This window comes from Pseudomonas protegens (assembly GCF_003732485.1).
GTDB classification, from domain to species: Bacteria; Pseudomonadota; Gammaproteobacteria; order Pseudomonadales; family Pseudomonadaceae; genus Aquipseudomonas; species Aquipseudomonas protegens_B.
This window is the reverse complement of sequence record NZ_MOAK01000082.1, coordinates 151,342-166,600: the sequence shown is the minus strand read 5'-3', so window position 1 is coordinate 166,600 and position 15,259 is coordinate 151,342. Positions and strand designations below refer to the sequence as shown.

14 protein-coding genes and 1 pseudogene are annotated in these 15,259 nt (G+C 53.7%); 13 read left to right on the top strand and 2 right to left on the bottom strand.

Translation table 11 applies throughout. The features are described 5' to 3' along the window. The first annotated feature begins 157 nt into the window (after positions 1–157). The 3 genes and pseudogenes from BLX41_RS26455 to BLX41_RS36340 form a co-directional block, all read left to right on the top strand. Positions 158–895, top strand: coding sequence for a class I SAM-dependent methyltransferase (locus BLX41_RS26455; protein ID WP_221179226.1), 738 nt, complete (start codon positions 158–160; stop codon positions 893–895). 148 nt (positions 896–1,043) lie between these two features. Continuing rightward, positions 1,044–1,913: a DMT family transporter gene (locus BLX41_RS26450; RefSeq protein WP_221179225.1), complete on the top strand. Its 870-nt coding sequence runs from the start codon at positions 1,044–1,046 to the stop codon at positions 1,911–1,913. A 385-nt stretch (positions 1,914–2,298) separates the two neighbouring features. Further along, a pseudogene (locus BLX41_RS36340) lies at positions 2,299–3,245 on the top strand (SDR family oxidoreductase); the annotation flags it as partial. Between the two features lie 18 nt (positions 3,246–3,263). On the opposite strand, the gene BLX41_RS26440 reads toward BLX41_RS36340, so the two are convergent. After that, positions 3,264–4,172, bottom strand: a complete 909-nt coding sequence (locus BLX41_RS26440; RefSeq protein ID WP_123727274.1) for a LysR substrate-binding domain-containing protein — start codon at positions 4,170–4,172, stop codon at positions 3,264–3,266. A 107-nt stretch (positions 4,173–4,279) separates the two neighbouring features. On the opposite strand from BLX41_RS26440, the gene BLX41_RS26435 reads away from it, so the two are divergent. The 7 genes from BLX41_RS26435 (at position 4,280) to BLX41_RS26405 (ending at position 10,628) form a co-directional block, all read left to right on the top strand. Further along, positions 4,280–4,957: a cysteine hydrolase family protein gene (locus BLX41_RS26435; RefSeq protein ID WP_123727273.1), complete on the top strand. Its 678-nt coding sequence runs from the start codon at positions 4,280–4,282 to the stop codon at positions 4,955–4,957. Between the two features lie 14 nt (positions 4,958–4,971). Then, positions 4,972–5,271, top strand: a complete 300-nt coding sequence (locus BLX41_RS26430; RefSeq protein ID WP_123727272.1) for a GYD domain-containing protein — start codon at positions 4,972–4,974, stop codon at positions 5,269–5,271. 18 nt (positions 5,272–5,289) lie between these two features. After that, positions 5,290–6,096 (top strand): transporter substrate-binding domain-containing protein, encoded by an 807-nt coding sequence (locus BLX41_RS26425; protein WP_123727271.1) that lies wholly within the window; start codon positions 5,290–5,292, stop codon positions 6,094–6,096. A gap of 123 nt (positions 6,097–6,219) precedes the next feature. Beyond that, positions 6,220–6,981 (top strand): amino acid ABC transporter permease, encoded by a 762-nt coding sequence (locus BLX41_RS26420; protein WP_123727270.1) that lies wholly within the window; start codon positions 6,220–6,222, stop codon positions 6,979–6,981. A 21-nt stretch (positions 6,982–7,002) separates the two neighbouring features. Further along, on the top strand, positions 7,003–7,761 hold the full coding sequence (locus BLX41_RS26415; protein ID WP_123727269.1) for an amino acid ABC transporter ATP-binding protein: 759 nt from the start codon (positions 7,003–7,005) through the stop codon (positions 7,759–7,761). 761 nt (positions 7,762–8,522) lie between these two features. Continuing rightward, positions 8,523–9,044: an acyloxyacyl hydrolase gene (locus BLX41_RS26410; protein WP_123727268.1), complete on the top strand. Its 522-nt coding sequence runs from the start codon at positions 8,523–8,525 to the stop codon at positions 9,042–9,044. 357 nt (positions 9,045–9,401) lie between these two features. After that, complete coding sequence (locus tag BLX41_RS26405; RefSeq protein ID WP_123727267.1) at positions 9,402–10,628, top strand: MFS transporter; 1,227 nt, start codon at positions 9,402–9,404, stop codon at positions 10,626–10,628. A gap of 655 nt (positions 10,629–11,283) precedes the next feature. On the opposite strand, the gene BLX41_RS26400 is transcribed toward BLX41_RS26405, so the two are convergent. Next, positions 11,284–12,354 carry an SDR family oxidoreductase gene (locus BLX41_RS26400; RefSeq protein ID WP_123727266.1) on the bottom strand — a complete coding sequence of 357 codons (1,071 nt, stop codon included), beginning with the start codon at positions 12,352–12,354 and terminating at the stop codon, positions 11,284–11,286. Between the two features lie 73 nt (positions 12,355–12,427). On the opposite strand from BLX41_RS26400, the gene BLX41_RS26395 reads away from it, so the two are divergent. From BLX41_RS26395 to BLX41_RS36335, 3 genes are all read left to right on the top strand, one after another. Next, positions 12,428–12,817 (top strand): MerR family transcriptional regulator, encoded by a 390-nt coding sequence (locus tag BLX41_RS26395; protein WP_123727265.1) that lies wholly within the window; start codon positions 12,428–12,430, stop codon positions 12,815–12,817. Between the two features lie 283 nt (positions 12,818–13,100). Beyond that, positions 13,101–14,348, top strand: coding sequence for a multidrug efflux RND transporter periplasmic adaptor subunit MexE (gene mexE / locus BLX41_RS26390; protein ID WP_123727264.1), 1,248 nt, complete (start codon positions 13,101–13,103; stop codon positions 14,346–14,348). 15 nt (positions 14,349–14,363) lie between these two features. Then, the coding region (locus BLX41_RS36335; RefSeq protein WP_259745222.1) for an efflux RND transporter permease subunit at positions 14,364–15,259 on the top strand (896 nt) is incomplete at its 3' end.

Genomic DNA, 15,259 nt, shown 5'->3' with positions numbered 1-15,259 from the left:
AGGGTGCACATCTTCGCGCTTCCTGTTGAGCACAAAGATATACGCACGACTTCAGCTAACCGAGCCAAGAAAACCAATACATCGCCATAGACTACTTGGCGTCGGTTAGGCTAAAGAGATTTAGCACCCAGTACTATAAGAAAACAGGATGAAGAATTTGAAACAGAACATCTACGATAACGAAATTTTCTTCAGACGATACAAATTGCTCCGGCAAAACGGTGCTGGTCTCAAGAACGCAATGGAGATACCCGCATTGCGAGCTCAACTACCGCCACTTGAAGGCTTGCGCGTCTTGGATTTGGGATGTGGTTTTGGTGATTTCACGCGTTTGGCTCGCAGTTGTGGAACGGCGGCCGTAACGGGCATTGACATCTCTGAACGCATGATCGAAGGGGCACAAGAGTTGGCGGATGATCCATGCATCACATTCCATGAAACTGCGTTTGAAGACTCTGCTTCGAGCGAGTGTTCTTTTGACCTCGTTGTATCTTCAATGACATTGCATTACGTCGCGGATTACCCTCAGGTTGTCAATTGGGTTTATCGAACCCTTAAGCCAGGCGCTCGCTTTGTCTTCTCAGTTGAACACCCTATCTGCACGTCCACCGTAGTCGGATGGGTCGCGGATGAGACTGGAGACTTAGGCCATTGGCCGGTCGATTCCTATAGTGATGAATCAATACGTGCTAATCGCTGGTTTGTCGACGACGTTCGAAAGTACCACAGGACGGTGGAGACGTATGTCAATGCCTTGCTGAAAACCGGCTTTCAAATATTGCATTTGGGTGAGCCTGTCCCCAATGCAGAATACTTAGCAAGCAAACCTGAACTGCAGGAGCATTTACGTCGACCTGCCGTACTTTTGCTGGCAGTAGAAAAGCCCTTACAATAATTTCGTATAACGAAATTTAACTTCGATGCATTTAATGCACTATGCATCGCTTCAGTACATCTCCCTTGGGGCCACGTTCCTAATGCATTACGGTTCCCCACAGGAAATTGCGCCAACGGTTTTCGTTATTCGGCAGGCAAGTAAACTTATGAATTCCAGACCTTTCCAATGGGCGGCTTTCGCTGCTATGTCCACCTTTGTATTGCTATGGGGCAGTGCAGCCATATTCACTCGCTGGGGACTCGACCATGGCTCCGTATTTGCGCTTCTGGTACTACGTTTTGCCCTGGCTTTAGGCGTCTTGCTTCTGATCGGCTTGCCGGGTCGACGTTGGCTGCCCAAGCGAGATACACGCTGGCAGGTTGCAGGAACGGGACTGTTACTCATCGGTTGCTATTCTGTCTGCTACTTCCAGGCCATGGCGCATGGCATCACGCCGGGACTGTTAGCTACGTTGCTTGGTGTGCAACCAATCCTGACGCTGTTGCTGACCGAACGGCGCTTCTCGCTATGGCGACTAGTAGGTTTACTCATGGCCTTGGCAGGCCTTTCATTGGTGGTCTACCAAAGCTTGATGTTGACTAGGTTATCTGGACTCGGGATGAGTTTTGCCTTTGGTGCGCTTATGTGCATGACCTTCGGTTCGATACTGCAAAAGCGTATTCATCAAGCACCTACCGCAGTGTTACCGCTGCAATACTTAGTAACGTTGCTGTTATGTCTGTGTTTCGTGCCGTTCCAGCCATTCCAGTTTGAACCGAACTTGGATTTCCTGGTGCCACTGTTGTGGTTGGGACTCGTAATTTCTGTGGGAGCGCAATTGCTGTTGTATTGGCTGATCCGCAGCAGCAATCTTGTTAACGTCACTAGCCTTTTCTATTTGGTGCCGGTAGTTACAGTGGTTCTCGACTACCTGATCTTGGATAACGCCATGCCTGCACTAGCCGTTGTCGGCATGACATCCATCCTGGCCGGGTTGATATTAGTTTTCAAACTACCCGTAGCATCCAATCGTTGAGCCGGGTGAGCGCATGTCAAATCTTCCCAATGCTCTGAGCTTAATGACAAAATCTGAAACTAGGTGAATGTAATATGACTTATGATTTTTAGAAAACCAGCAAACCGCTCGCACTTATTAGCACTTTTTCCACTAAGGACACTCATAACATTCATATCTATTGATTGAAATTACACACATGCGCGCGGAGAACTGAATCACAAGTCCTTCCTTTTTCGCGCACAGTAAGCCCAAGAACCGTTTTTATCTTTTCGTCAACATTAGTTCCCCCGCGCTTGGCCCTACTCACAGGCGGAAACTAATTTCTTAACCGCTCGCTCATGTATCCATACGTATTTATCCCTAACTTTGCTGTGGGTTATGGGCAACTTATTTTCGAGAATATATGAACAGCCCAACCCCCGATGCGAAAATCACCCTCAATTCATCGTGTGAGCGCATTCTCCTAACTGGCGCCACAGGTTTTCTCGGAGGTTCTGTCGCAGCCATGTTGCTTGCTAGTGGTCATGGCCCCGCCCTCGCCTTTCTGGTCCGGGCCGAAGATCCTCGCCAGGGTCTGGGAGCGACTGCGCGACAATTTGGGCCAGCACGGTGTCAGCGCCATTGAAAGTCAGGCACTGAACGACGCGCAGATTATCTGCGGCGATTCTCTCGACTCTGCCTGACTAGCTCGCGAAACATCACGGCTGATGCAATTCGACAGGGTCATCAACTGCGCCGCCGGGGCATCGTTTTCGAAGAATCCGAATATCTGGCCGGTCAACGTCGAAGGCACCTATGCCTTCGCCCAGGTATTGAGCCATTCCTCGCGCCTTAAACGCTTCCTGCACGTTGGTACGGCAATGTCCTGCGGCCCCCAACGGGAGTCACCGATCAGCGAGTCGTGGGAATTTCCAGAGGCCGCCCAGCAACTGGTGGACTACACCGCTTCCAAGGCGGAGATCGAACGGCGCATGCATGAAAACCTACCAGGCCTGCCGTTGGTGGTGGCACGCCCCTCCCTCGTAGTAGGTCATCGCAACCTGGGCCGCCAGGCGCCGGGCAGCATCTTCTGGGTGTTCCGCATGGGCTTGTGTCGAACCTGTGGGTGAGCGTTATTGCAAAGTCGATGTAGATGACCTCAAATCCCTGGCCGCCAGCTTTGACGCCCGTATAGGCCCGGCCAACCCGCGTCTGGTGCTGCGGGCACTGCGTCTGTACAGCGGATTTGCCGATCTGAACTACCTATTTGACAACATCCGTTTGTTGGAAGAAGGCATTTCGGTGCCGCCGAGGTTCACCGATTACCTGGATGTTTGCGTTAAGTCGTCCAGTGGAGTGAGCATTGACGCAATGCAGTGTAGGCATCTGCTACTTACTGCCTGCGGGGGCTTCCGTACTCTGCGCCTCTATCCATTCGATAAATCTGGCGATCAACGGTTCATCAGCACGCGTTTCGGGATACAGGCAATAGTAGTTTTTCGAAGCCTCAATGGTCATATCGAAGGGGAACACTAAACGCCCGTCCCGCAGGTAATCCCTTACCAACCAGCGACTAGCGAGCGCAACTCCTCTCCCCTCTAGCGCTGCTGAAAGCGCCATCGCTACAGAGCTGAACCGAGCAGTTTTGATAGGTATATTTTTCACCTTTGTTTTCATCAGCCAACGCCGCCATTCACTGCCATCATCCTCATGCAGAATCCAGAAATCTGCTAACCCTTCAACAGTTCGAAGAGGTACAGGACCATTTAACAGCCGGGGGCTGCAAACTGGGGCAATATCAATGTTTTCCAAAAGGCGCCAAGCGAGCCCTGCCCACGGCGGGTTACCGTAGACAATTGCCACATCGGTGGTACGCCAGTCAATTTGAGTTGGATCATTACATGATTGAATGTCCAGCACCGAAAGCCCCATCCCTTCGGCAAACTCAAAGATGTTCGGTGCTAGCCATGAAACAGCCAGAGCCAAAGGCATAGAGACATGAAACGAATCACCTATGAGCTCTTGCTCCTTGCTACCGGCAATCAGGTCAAGACAACCATTAATCTCAAAAAACGCCGATGCGACTGACCGCTGCAGCAGCTTTCCGGCCTCTGTGAGCTTGAGGCGCCTGCCCTCTTTGACGAAAAGCTCGACGCCAAGAGACTCTTGCAAACTCCGAAGCTGCTGGCTTACGGCACCAGGGGTGATATAGAGCTCTGATGCTGCCGCCCTTACCAATCCTAACCTGGCGACCGATTCAAAGACCTTGAAATAATTGAGTCCCAGATGAGTATTCATGGCAACTGTTAAGCTCTGCTAAACAAAAATAATTTATTATTTTTCGCTATACGTGTCAAAACAACAAAACCAGAATCAGGTCAACAACAACCACCAGAAGACCCCTTATGACAATCGCCGCCCGCCCATTTGACTATCCCTACAATGGCATTTTCGAACCCCAAAAAACAGCGCTGCTGGTGATCGACTTACAAATCGATTTTATTTCCCAGGAAGGGTATTTCGCGAAGATGGGATACGATCCCGCATCTATTCGCAAAATTATCCCTGTCGTAAACACGATCATTGCTTCTGCCCGAAAAGCCGGCTGCCTAATCATACACACTCGCCAAGGCTATCGCGCCGATATGGCTGATATGACTGACTATGAAAAATGGCGGCGTAAACGGTCAGGGTTGGATAAGACCGATGTTCTGCTTAGGTCATCTCCAGGATTTAATATTGACCCGGAAATCGACGTCAGTCCTGACGACGTCATTATTGATAAAACGGCTAATGGAGCTTTTACCTACACCGAGCTCGATCATGTTTTACGCGCCAAGGGAATTACGCACCTGCTGTTCAGCGGATGTACAACCGATGTATGTGTTAGCACCACTTTGCGAGAAGCCCAAGATCGAAACTATCAAAACTTACTAATTGAAGATGCGTGCGCCAGTGGCGACCAGTATGCGCACGACGCCGCAATCTATATGGTTACTGTTGAAAATGGCATATTCGGAGTCGTTGCAAAAAGCCAGGATGTGCTGAAAGCTTTATCGAAATTCGAACTTAACCAAAACTAATCCGCGAGCTCACTATGCCCCTATTTATTTCATTGATGCGCATGACCGATAAAGGTCTCGCAGAACTAAAAAGTTCGCCGGAGCGGGGAAAAATAAGTCGAGAGCGTGTAGAACGCCTTGGTGGAACTAGTCACGCGCTTTTCGCAACCATGGGGCTTTATGATTTCATACAAGTCTTTGAAATGCCCAGCGAGACTCTCATGATGGAGTATTTGCTAACTGCACGGCAGGACGGACACGTAGAACCTTTGGTGCTTAGAGCTTTTGACAGTGCGGAGTGGAACGCTATCGTCCATAACGCCACCAACATTTAGTATAAAAGGAGGCAATGCATGAACATAATAAAAACAAAAACATTTTGCGCTGCAATGGTGCTTTCTGGATCGGTTTTCGCCGGTCCAGCTCTGCCCTCTTTCGTGCATGATGGGCGTCTCAACGTATGCACGACTGGAGACTTCCCACCATTAACATACATAGAAAACGCTGGAGACCAACGCCCTAAGGGAATTGACATCGACATTATTGAGGCAATGGCAAAAAACTGGGGGGCTGACGTGAGATTTCTTACAAGCAGCTTTGAAGGCATTCTGCCCTCTTTACAGGCAGGAAAATGCTCACTCGTCATTAGCGGCATGTATATTAATGACGAACGTCAAAAAAACTACAGTGCCGTACCGTACTTAATTACCTCACCTGCCATTGTCATTGCTAATACCGATAGTTTGATTCAAGCGCCCGAAAACCTGAGCGGTAAATCTGTTTCTGTAGAAGCAGGGTCATCCAACCTTAAGCTACTTACTAATCTTAACGAGAAGCTTGTTGCCGCTGACGTGCCCGCCGTGGCCATCAAAACCTATCCTACACAAGTCTTGGCCACTCAGCAGGTTCTGGCTGGCCGAGTGAATGCGACGATCACAGAAACCGCAGAAGCCGGTGTTCGGATCAAACAATCCAATGGCAGTCTCAAACTCGCTTTCGTATTCCCTTCTGAAGCATACTATGGGATATTTTTCCAGATAAACCCAGAGGATAAGCGAATAGTTCAAGATAGTTTGATAAAAATAAAAGCTGATGGACTTCTGGGGCAGATCGCAAAAAAATACAACATATCTGAGTCCGATTTCGATATGAAGCCTTAAAGCGCACCGTAGCTTTCGAGCCCCTAAGAAAATTCTACCCGAGATCTCGCATCGGGCCTAAAAAGCGCCCAAATCTTTTATACAGGTATTCTACGCCCCGGTGCGCGGACAACGAGGTTTATTATGTTTTTCGACTTTGATTACTTTATCCAGGCTCTATTTAGCAGAGACTTATTAGTGGGCGCGATGATCACAATCGCACTGTCGGTTACTGTCCAGCTCACCTCTACGCTGCTATCCCTCCCATTTTCCGTCGGATTACTTTCACACCGCACGTGGCTCAGGCTGCCCCTGAAGATATACGTTTGGCTATTCAGGGGCGCTCCAACTCTGCTGGTGCTATTGTTTTTCTGGAATGGCTTGCCACAACTGTTCCCAGTCCTGAGGCTCGATTGGTTCAATCCATTCCTCGCCGCCTTTCTAGCCATGACAATGATTGGCATTGCTTACAATTCCGAAATAATTCGAGCTGGGTTATCTTCTGTCAATAGAGGGCAACATGAAGCCTCGACGGCTCTGGGCATCGGAAAATACAGTTCTTTTTTTCATGTAATACTACCGCAAGCCATGCGAGTTTCTCTACCTTCTTTAATGAATGAATTCATCACGCTCCTCAAATCTACATCCTTAGCTTACACTATTTCACTAAAAGAACTGATGACCACTACCACACTATCAATTTCAGCAAGCTTCAAATTTACTGAGTGGTACTTAGCAGCTCTAATTTATTATCTTGTGCTGGTCACTATTCTAACCATTCTTCAATCGGTAGTTGAGAAGCGCATGTCAAAAGCATACCCAGAGGGTAGCTCACCTGTTATTCAAAAAAACAGGCCCTGGTTTTCACACTTCAAAAAACTGCCACCCCAATCCAATATTACTTGATTCCTGGGAGTTCGTGTAATTATGATCACAAATCGAAAGAGCGATACCTCTGCCGACAGCGCGTCGATTATAGAGCTGAACAGCATTAGCAAGTGGTACGGCGAACGACAAGCCCTTAACAACATCAATCTAAGAATAAAAAAGAAGGAGCGCGTCGTTGTTTGTGGCCCCTCGGGTTCAGGAAAATCTACGATGATCAGGTGCATGAACCGACTTGAGAATATTCAGAAAGGAAAGATACTTATTGATGGGCTTGATATAAGCCGACACACCAGATCGCTCAAGGGAGTTGGCATGGTATTCCAGCACTTTAACTTATTCCCTCACTTGACTGTCCTTGAAAACTGCACACTTGCTCCCGTTGTCACCGGTCTATATTCAAAAAAGCACGCCGCAGAACTGGCCATCCACTACTTGGCAAAAGTCAGAATCGGCGCTTATGCCAGCAAATACCCTTCTCAACTATCCGGCGGACAACAACAACGAGTGGCTATCGCACGAGCATTATGCATGGAACCCAAAATCATGCTGTTCGACGAGCCCACTTCAGCATTGGACCCGGAAATGGTTAATGAGGTATTAGAGACGATGATCGCGCTAGCTGATGATGGAATGACGATGGTCTGCGTCACCCATGAAATGGGATTCGCTCGCAAGGTTGCAGACAGAGTCATTTTTATGGACGCAGGAGAAGTGGTAGAGGAAAACGAACCCCATGCTTTTTTTAGCTCACCCCAAAGCCCAAGAACCCAGGATTTTCTAAGGAAAATTATTCATTAGGTATTCTTTTTAGCTTGGGATGATACAGAAGGGGCCGAAGTCCAGCCTCTTTTGCTCAAGCTCTGTGCATGTCAAGCAGTTTCCAGACGTTACATCTAGCCCTGGCGTTAGCCTTTCCAAGTCACTCCAACAGCCTCGCCCCCAACCGCTGATACCTGATTGCTGCGGAGCTGGGAATCGGTGCGACCATCCCGGCAGTGGGGTTCCCACTGCATCAACGGAAATGTTGCCCAACACACCGGCCAGAGGCTGCAGCTTGATCATTGCATCAGCTTCCTTCAACGCGATTCAGCACGGTGTTAGGCCGCGCAGCGTCAGAGGGGATGCACTGTACTGCTTCGCAGTGGGCTCTTAGGCCAAGGCGCAGACAACAGCAGTTCCGGCGCGAGCGCGATTGCTCGAGGAACACTACGATCGGCGGAGGGTGACGCAGAGGCGCTTACCGCACCTGACCTGGCATTTCGACCTCACCGTACTTCGTGCCGCATCGAAACGTAGGTTGCTCACAGGACACCAAAAATATGCATACGACAGAGAATGCTAGAGCTTGGGATCAAGTGTCTAAACGGGGTTTCAAACAAAAACTAACAATGCTAGTCTTTCATTTCTCTGGATTCCCTTAGCTAACAATCGCATTCAATTCTCAGCTTCTTTTTGCCTAGTCTATTACCGACAGACATCGCACCTGTGATCAGGTCTACAAGCGAAACGATGAGGGGGTCCAAGGCCGAAATCCGCTTAGCCTTCAGGAAAAGTCACTGATGAAAAACCGTCTCGCCATCGCGTTGGCAGCCACCGGTCTGGCGTTCGCCAGTGCCAATCTCGCCCAGGCTGCACAAATCTCCGGTGCCGTTGGTATCACAGGTCAAGATGAAATGACATACCGTACCGGCCTAACCTGGGATTGGGAAAAGAAATGGCTGGAAAGCAACACCGGACACCTGACCGGCTACTGGGATGCGGCCTACACCTACTGGGAAGGCGGCAAAGTCAGCGGTGCTCACTCGCTATCCTTTAGCCCGGTATTCGTCTACGAGTTCAAGGGCTTCACCTACACACCGTACATCGAGGCGGGTGTCGGAGTGTCGGCTTTCTCCAAAACCCGTGTTGGCGATAAGAATCTGGGCTCTTCGTTCAACTTCGAAGACCGCATCGGGTTTGGCCTGAAGTTACCGGGTGAGCAGAAGGTCGGTATCCGCGCAATCCATTACTCGAATGCCAGCATCAAGCAGCCAAACGATGGCATCGAGTCGTACTCGCTGTTTTACAGCAAAGGCTTCTAATGCAATCAGGCGGGGCGCCGAACACTCTGTCCGATTTTTTGCAGTGTCTTCAGCGTGCATCCATGTGCACAACGGATGTTCGAGGACATGGAATTGGTGGATGAGTCAGGTATCAGTGAAGCCATGATCCAAAGCAACCCGGGTACTGGAAGGCTTAAGTCGGTCTGTCGAGTTACCTGTGTCAGGTAGATCGGGCCCTTCCTGAACGACAATCTCATCAAACGCACATCGAACACGCTGATGATTACTATCGAAAGGCCTACCTGTTTGGTTGCTAAAACCTTTTCATAGAATGGCTGCCAAATTTTCGCGTACCCCCGCCTGATTCAGGCGACATGTTCCTTGGAAACCCGCACCATGCCAAGCATCAGTCAGGGCCCTCACAGCCTGCCCGAACATAGTCAACAGAGCGTCACACAGCAGTGGCTGGCGATTCTCTCGGTCGCCGTGGGTGCCTTCGCCTTGGTTACCAGCGAGTTTCTCCCTGTGGGCGTACTCAACGATGTAGCCAGCGACCTCGGCATCACTGTAGGCCAGGCCGGCCTGATGGTTACCCTGCCCGGCATCATGGCTGCCCTCGCCGCACCCTTGCTGTCTGTGGGCATTGGCGCTTTGGATCGTCGCTATCTGCTTATCGGCCTGACGCTGATCATGATCATCGCCAACTTAGTGGTCGCCTACGCCAGCGACTTCAGCCTGCTGCTGCTCGGACGCGTGCTGCTGGGCGTCAGCATCGGCGGTTTCTGGGCCACTGCCATCGCTCTCAGCGGCCGCCTGGCACCTGATGGCATGGGGGTAGCCAAGGCCAACTCGATCATCATGGCCGGTGTAACCCTGGCCACCGTACTCGGCGTGCCCATAGGTACCTGGGTGAGTGGCCTGATGGGGTGGCGCATGACCTTCCTGGTGACCGCACTGGTAGGCGTGCCAGTGCTGCTGGCGCAGATCTTCCTACTGCCGCGGCTGCTCCCGGAAAAGGCCATTCGCATCAGCGACCTGCCGGCCTTGTACATCAACCCACAAGCTCGGATTGGATTGATCGCAGTGCTGCTGATTGGCCTGGCACATTTTGCCGCGTACACCTATGTCGCACCGTTCTTCAAACAAAGTGCCGGCTTCGATGGACCGACGATTGGCTCGCTACTGCTGCTCTATGGTGCGGCCGGGTTCATGGGCAACATTTTCGCGGGCTTCGCCGCTAACCGAAGCGTGCGCCACACCTTGCTGCTGGTGACGGTGATGATCGCTGTCAGCACTGCCCTGTTTCCCCACTTCGCCACCGGCATGATCGGCGCGGCGATGCTGATCGCGCTGTGGGGCTTCGCCTTCGGCGCGTTCCCGGCTTGCGCCAATATTTGGATGTTCGTGGTGGCGCCCAAAGATGTCGAGCGCGGCATGCCACTGTTCGTCGCCATGTTCCAGGTGATTATTGCCTTAGGCTCGTTCTTCGGCGGACAGATTGTCGACCAGTTGGGCAGCTCGGTGCTATTGAGTTTAGCCACCGCCCTGGTGGGCTGCGGTTTTGTCACAGTGCTTGTGCTGGGGCGTGACGTCAGTAATAGCCTGACGACCCAACCCTGCTAACTGATCCATGTAAGAGGAGCTAGACCGCCTAGATCTACGAGGCGGACGCTAGCATTCGTTGCGGCGCACGCCTGGTCTCGGCTGGGAGTAGCATTAACTTCAACTATAGGGGCGAGTGCAGGCACGCTCCTTTATCAATAGACTTCTCCCAACACAGATATTACGGCTAGCAGCGTAAGCAGCTAGCCGTAATATCTGTGTTGAGCTATGACACAGCGGACACCGAATGTGATTTGGTGTCCTACCAGGCGCTTGATGCCCTACCCTGGGCAACCAATCATCCAGGCATTCCCCGTGCAAGCCGAACCTGACGAACACTGAAAGCCATCGACAACCACCCTACTCCACCTCAGAGATCGCCAATCTCGATCGCCCGCATATCCGCGCTTCTGGGGCAAAACTGGGGGCATATTTTAGTTTTTCCGACCGAAAAATACTGCGCTAGAGCCAAGTTTAAATGTTCTTTGGCGATCCAGACAGTCTTTGATCAAGTTCCACAGGCATCCATAGATTCTTCTGAAATGAGTCCTTTAGCGACTAATTCGGTCCGTGGCTTTCCGTCAGGTTCCGCTGGCTTGCGGAGTATTCGGGGGCATAAGTGGGGGCAAACTCTGGCTGCTTGAAAGGGATGCCCCCACGGGAGAAGTCAGCGGGCCTAGCCCTTGGCTATGCAATATGAGTTGACGAACGTTGCCGTGTGCCGCAAGGACTGAAGGATATCCGGCTTGGCTAGCCCATGCCTGTTGGCAAATTTCTCGACTGCCGCGGTATCAAATCGAGTGGTCTGGATAAAGTCCAGGGCTTCGGGTTTTGTATTCATGAACCGCGCGACGAGAGGAATGCTCAGCAGCCACTTCAGCAATCTGAGGGAAATGTGATGCCTGGGAGGCTTTAAGCCCAAAGGCTGTGCCACCTGAACCAGGAGTTCTCGCAAGTTGGGAGTCTGCTCATCCAGCGCCAGCAGTTCCTCACCCGCCATGGCGGGATCAAAAGCACAAGCCGCCACCAACTCAACCAGGTAATCCACGGTGACCAGTGGCAGCCAGTGCTTGGCGGTACCGGGCACTGCAGTCAGCTTTCCCTGCACCAGGTTGCGTATCAGTTCCACCAGCGGCTGACCGTCAAGGATATGCCCCGTGCGGCTGTGGCCACACACTGTCGAGGGGTGGACAACGGTGATCTCCCCGCCCTTGGCGGACATGAGCTCCAGGGTCGCAAAATGCGCCTCCAGCTTGCTCGCCTCGTAACCACCGACACGCCGGTAGACGGCTGGCCAATTCGTCCGCTGCGGATAACGAGGGTCAATTCCGATGCGTTGCAGATGTACATGATTTTTCAGCATGTAGCCGCCGATCATCACCAAGCGGCTGTTTTGCTCAGCCGCCAACAGCGCCACCCGCTTTGCTCCTTCTACGTTCACCGCACGAGACTGCTCCAAGGAAAGCCCCCAGGCGAAGTGGGCGCCCAAGTGGAATACGACTCTGGCGTGCCTTAGCACTTCTCGGTCAGCAGGACTCAGCCCGAGGTTGTCCCGTTCAAGATCGCCAGCTACGGCAAATACCCGGGCTGCGCTCCCTCCCAAATTATCAACTTGCTCCCGCAGCGCAGCGAGTCGCTCTGGGCGACGCATCAACACCCGAACGGTGTGACCTTTTGCACTCAGGTGCGCCAGCAAATGTTGACCGATGAAGCCGGTCCCCCCTGTGACAAAGCACTCCACGCTCATTTCCCCGCTCCTAGTTAAGGTAAGAAATCAAGCGTAAACTATCGACCAAACTCTACAGTCAAGGGGTGTTTTCATGAAAATCGGCGAACTCGAGGCCCGCAGCGGCGCCAGCCGCCATACGCTGCGTTACTACGAGCAAATCGGCCTGATCTCACCGCAGCGGCGAAGTAACAACTATCGCGTTTACACGCCACAAACGCTGCAGGATCTGGACTTTATCCAACGCGCACAAAGCATGGGGTTTTCCCTGGGAGAAATAGGCGAGATTCTGGATGCGCAGCGCAACAAGCTGATCGATTGTGCTGACGGCGCCAAGCTGATTGAAAAGAAGATGGCGGAGATCAAACAGAAAATCGCCAACCTCCAAAGTATTTATCGGTATCTGGATCAAGAGCGTGCAAACCTCGAAGCCAGTGCCGCCAGGCAACTTGAGCTTCAGCAACTCAACAGCTCTTCCATCTGATTGGAAATGCACTACGAACTGAGCTGGCAGACCATGGACCTCGACGCACGGGGCTACGATGGCCGGCAAGCTGGCTCCTGCGACAACAGCCAATGTTGCGTCAGCCGCAATAACTAATTGCACGCCAGGGAATTGATAGCAGCCTAACGAAAGGTGCAGGCTAGAGGGCTTGCCCGGGGCTTATATCATTCCGAATGATAGTTACCTTCGCTTCATTCGATTCGTGAGATACCACCCTGCCGAGCATCATCCGCCCATCTCAAATTACCTTGGCGGATGAACCATGGACCAGTCAGTCAAACTCTTGCGTTACCCCTTAGCCGCCCTCGCCGTACTGGTCATGAGTGCCTGCGGCAAGGCCCCGGAAACCGCCTCCGCCCCGCCCGCCGCCAAAGTCAGCGTGGCCAAGGTGCTGGAACAGCCGGTCAACGAATGGGATGAGTTCACCGGGCGCCTGGAAGCCCCGGAAACCGTGGAGATCCGGCCACGGGTCTCGGGCCAGATCGATCAGGTGGCCTTCACCGAAGGCGCCCTGGTGAAGAAAGGCGACCTGCTGTTCCAGATCGACCCGCGCCCCTTCCAGGCTGAAGTACGCCGCCTCGAAGCCCAGCTGCAACAGGCCCGCGCCACCGCCACCCGCAGTGCCAACGAAGCCCAGCGCGGCCAGCGGCTGCTGACCAGCAACGCGATTTCCGCCGAGCTGGCCGACACCCGCACCAGCGCCGCCCAGGAAGCCCGGGCCGGGGTCGATGCGATCCAGGCCCAGCTGGACGTGGCCAAGCTCAACCTGAGCTTCACTCGGGTCGTGGCGCCCATCAGCGGCCGGGTCAGCCGCGCGCAGATCACCGCCGGCAACCTGGTGACCGCCGATGTCACCCCGCTCACCAGCCTGGTCTCCACCGACAAGGTCTACGCCTACTTCGACGCCGACGAGCGTGTGTACCTCAAGTACACCCAGCTCGCCCGCCAGGGCCAGCGCGGCCAGACCACCCCGGTGTACCTGGGCCTGTCCAATGAAGAAGGCCACCCGCACCTGGGCCAGATGAACTTCGTCGACAACCAGGTCAACCCCAAGACCGGCACCATCCGTGGCCGCGCGGTGTTCGACAACAACGACGGCAGCTACACCCCGGGCCTCTACGCACGCCTGAAACTGGTGGGCAGCGGTACCTACTCGGCCATGCTGATCAGCGATGAAGCCGTGGGCACCGATCTGGGCAAGAAGTTCGTGCTGGTGATGGACGCCGACAACAAGCCGGCCTATCGCGCCGTGGAACTGGGGCCGAAGATCGAAGGCCTGCGCATCGTGCGCAACGGGCTGAGCAAGGACGACACCATCATCGTCAAGGGCTTGCAACGGGCGCGTCCCGGCGCGCCGGTCACGCCTGAAGTGATCCCGATGGCCAGCAAGGAAACCCTCGCCGCCCTGGCCCAACAACGCCAAGCACTGGAAGCCAGCAACCTGCCGCAGGTCACCCCTGCCAAGGCGGCTCCGGCTGTGAAACTCGCCGCCGCGACACCGCGCGGTTAAGGGACGACTCTCAAGATGAATTTTTCCCAGTTCTTCATTTCAAGGCCGATCTTCGCCGCGGTGCTGTCGCTGCTGATCCTGATCGCCGGCGCCATCTCGCTGTTCCAGTTGCCCATCAGTGAATACCCGGAAGTGGTGCCGCCCACCGTGGTGGTACGCGCCAACTTCCCCGGGGCCAACCCGAAAGTCATCGGCGAAACCGTGGCCGCGCCCCTGGAACAGGCGATCACCGGGGTCGAGAACATGCTCTACATGTCCTCGCAATCCACCGCTGACGGCAAGATCACCCTGACCATCACCTTCGCCCTGGGCACCGACCTGGACAACGCCCAGGTGCAGGTCCAGAACCGCGTGACCCGCACCCAGCCCAAGCTGCCCGAAGAAGTGACGCGCATCGGTATCACCGTGGACAAGGCCTCTCCGGACCTGACCATGGTGGTCCACCTGACCTCGCCGGACAAACGCTACGACATGCTCTACCTGTCCAACTACGCCCTGCTCAACATCAAGGATGAGCTGGCGCGCCTGGGTGGCGTGGGGGATGTGCAGCTGTTCGGCATGGGCGACTACTCGCTGCGGGTCTGGCTCGATCCGAACAAGACCGCCTCGCGCAACCTGACCGCCACCGACGTGGTCACCGCGATCCGTGAGCAGAACCGCCAGGTCGCCGCCGGTGCCCTGGGCGCGCCGCCTGCGCCCACGGCCACCAGCTTCCAGCTGTCGGTCAACACCCAGGGCCGCCTGGTCACCGAGGAAGAGTTCGAGAACATCATCATCCGTTCCGGCGAGGACGGTGAGATCACTCGCCTGAAGGACATCGCCCGCATCGAGCTGGGGTCGAGCCAGTACGCCTTGCGTTCCCTGCTCAACAACCAGCCGGCGGTGGCGATCCCGATCTTCCAGCGTCCGGG

Coding starts and splice junctions, on each gene's coding strand:
- BLX41_RS26450 (WP_221179225.1), top strand. CDS start 1,044: ATGAATTCCAGACCTTTCCAATGGGCGGCTTTCGCTGCTATGTCCACC.
- BLX41_RS26440 (WP_123727274.1), bottom strand. CDS start 4,172: ATGAATACTCATCTGGGACTCAATTATTTCAAGGTCTTTGAATCGGTC.
- BLX41_RS26435 (WP_123727273.1), top strand. CDS start 4,280: ATGACAATCGCCGCCCGCCCATTTGACTATCCCTACAATGGCATTTTC.
- BLX41_RS26430 (WP_123727272.1), top strand. CDS start 4,972: ATGCCCCTATTTATTTCATTGATGCGCATGACCGATAAAGGTCTCGCA.
- BLX41_RS26425 (WP_123727271.1), top strand. CDS start 5,290: ATGAACATAATAAAAACAAAAACATTTTGCGCTGCAATGGTGCTTTCT.
- BLX41_RS26420 (WP_123727270.1), top strand. CDS start 6,220: ATGTTTTTCGACTTTGATTACTTTATCCAGGCTCTATTTAGCAGAGAC.
- BLX41_RS26415 (WP_123727269.1), top strand. CDS start 7,003: ATGATCACAAATCGAAAGAGCGATACCTCTGCCGACAGCGCGTCGATT.
- BLX41_RS26410 (WP_123727268.1), top strand. CDS start 8,523: ATGAAAAACCGTCTCGCCATCGCGTTGGCAGCCACCGGTCTGGCGTTC.
- BLX41_RS26405 (WP_123727267.1), top strand. CDS start 9,402: ATGCCAAGCATCAGTCAGGGCCCTCACAGCCTGCCCGAACATAGTCAA.
- BLX41_RS26400 (WP_123727266.1), bottom strand. CDS start 12,354: ATGAGCGTGGAGTGCTTTGTCACAGGGGGGACCGGCTTCATCGGTCAA.
- BLX41_RS26395 (WP_123727265.1), top strand. CDS start 12,428: ATGAAAATCGGCGAACTCGAGGCCCGCAGCGGCGCCAGCCGCCATACG.
- mexE (WP_123727264.1), top strand. CDS start 13,101: ATGGACCAGTCAGTCAAACTCTTGCGTTACCCCTTAGCCGCCCTCGCC.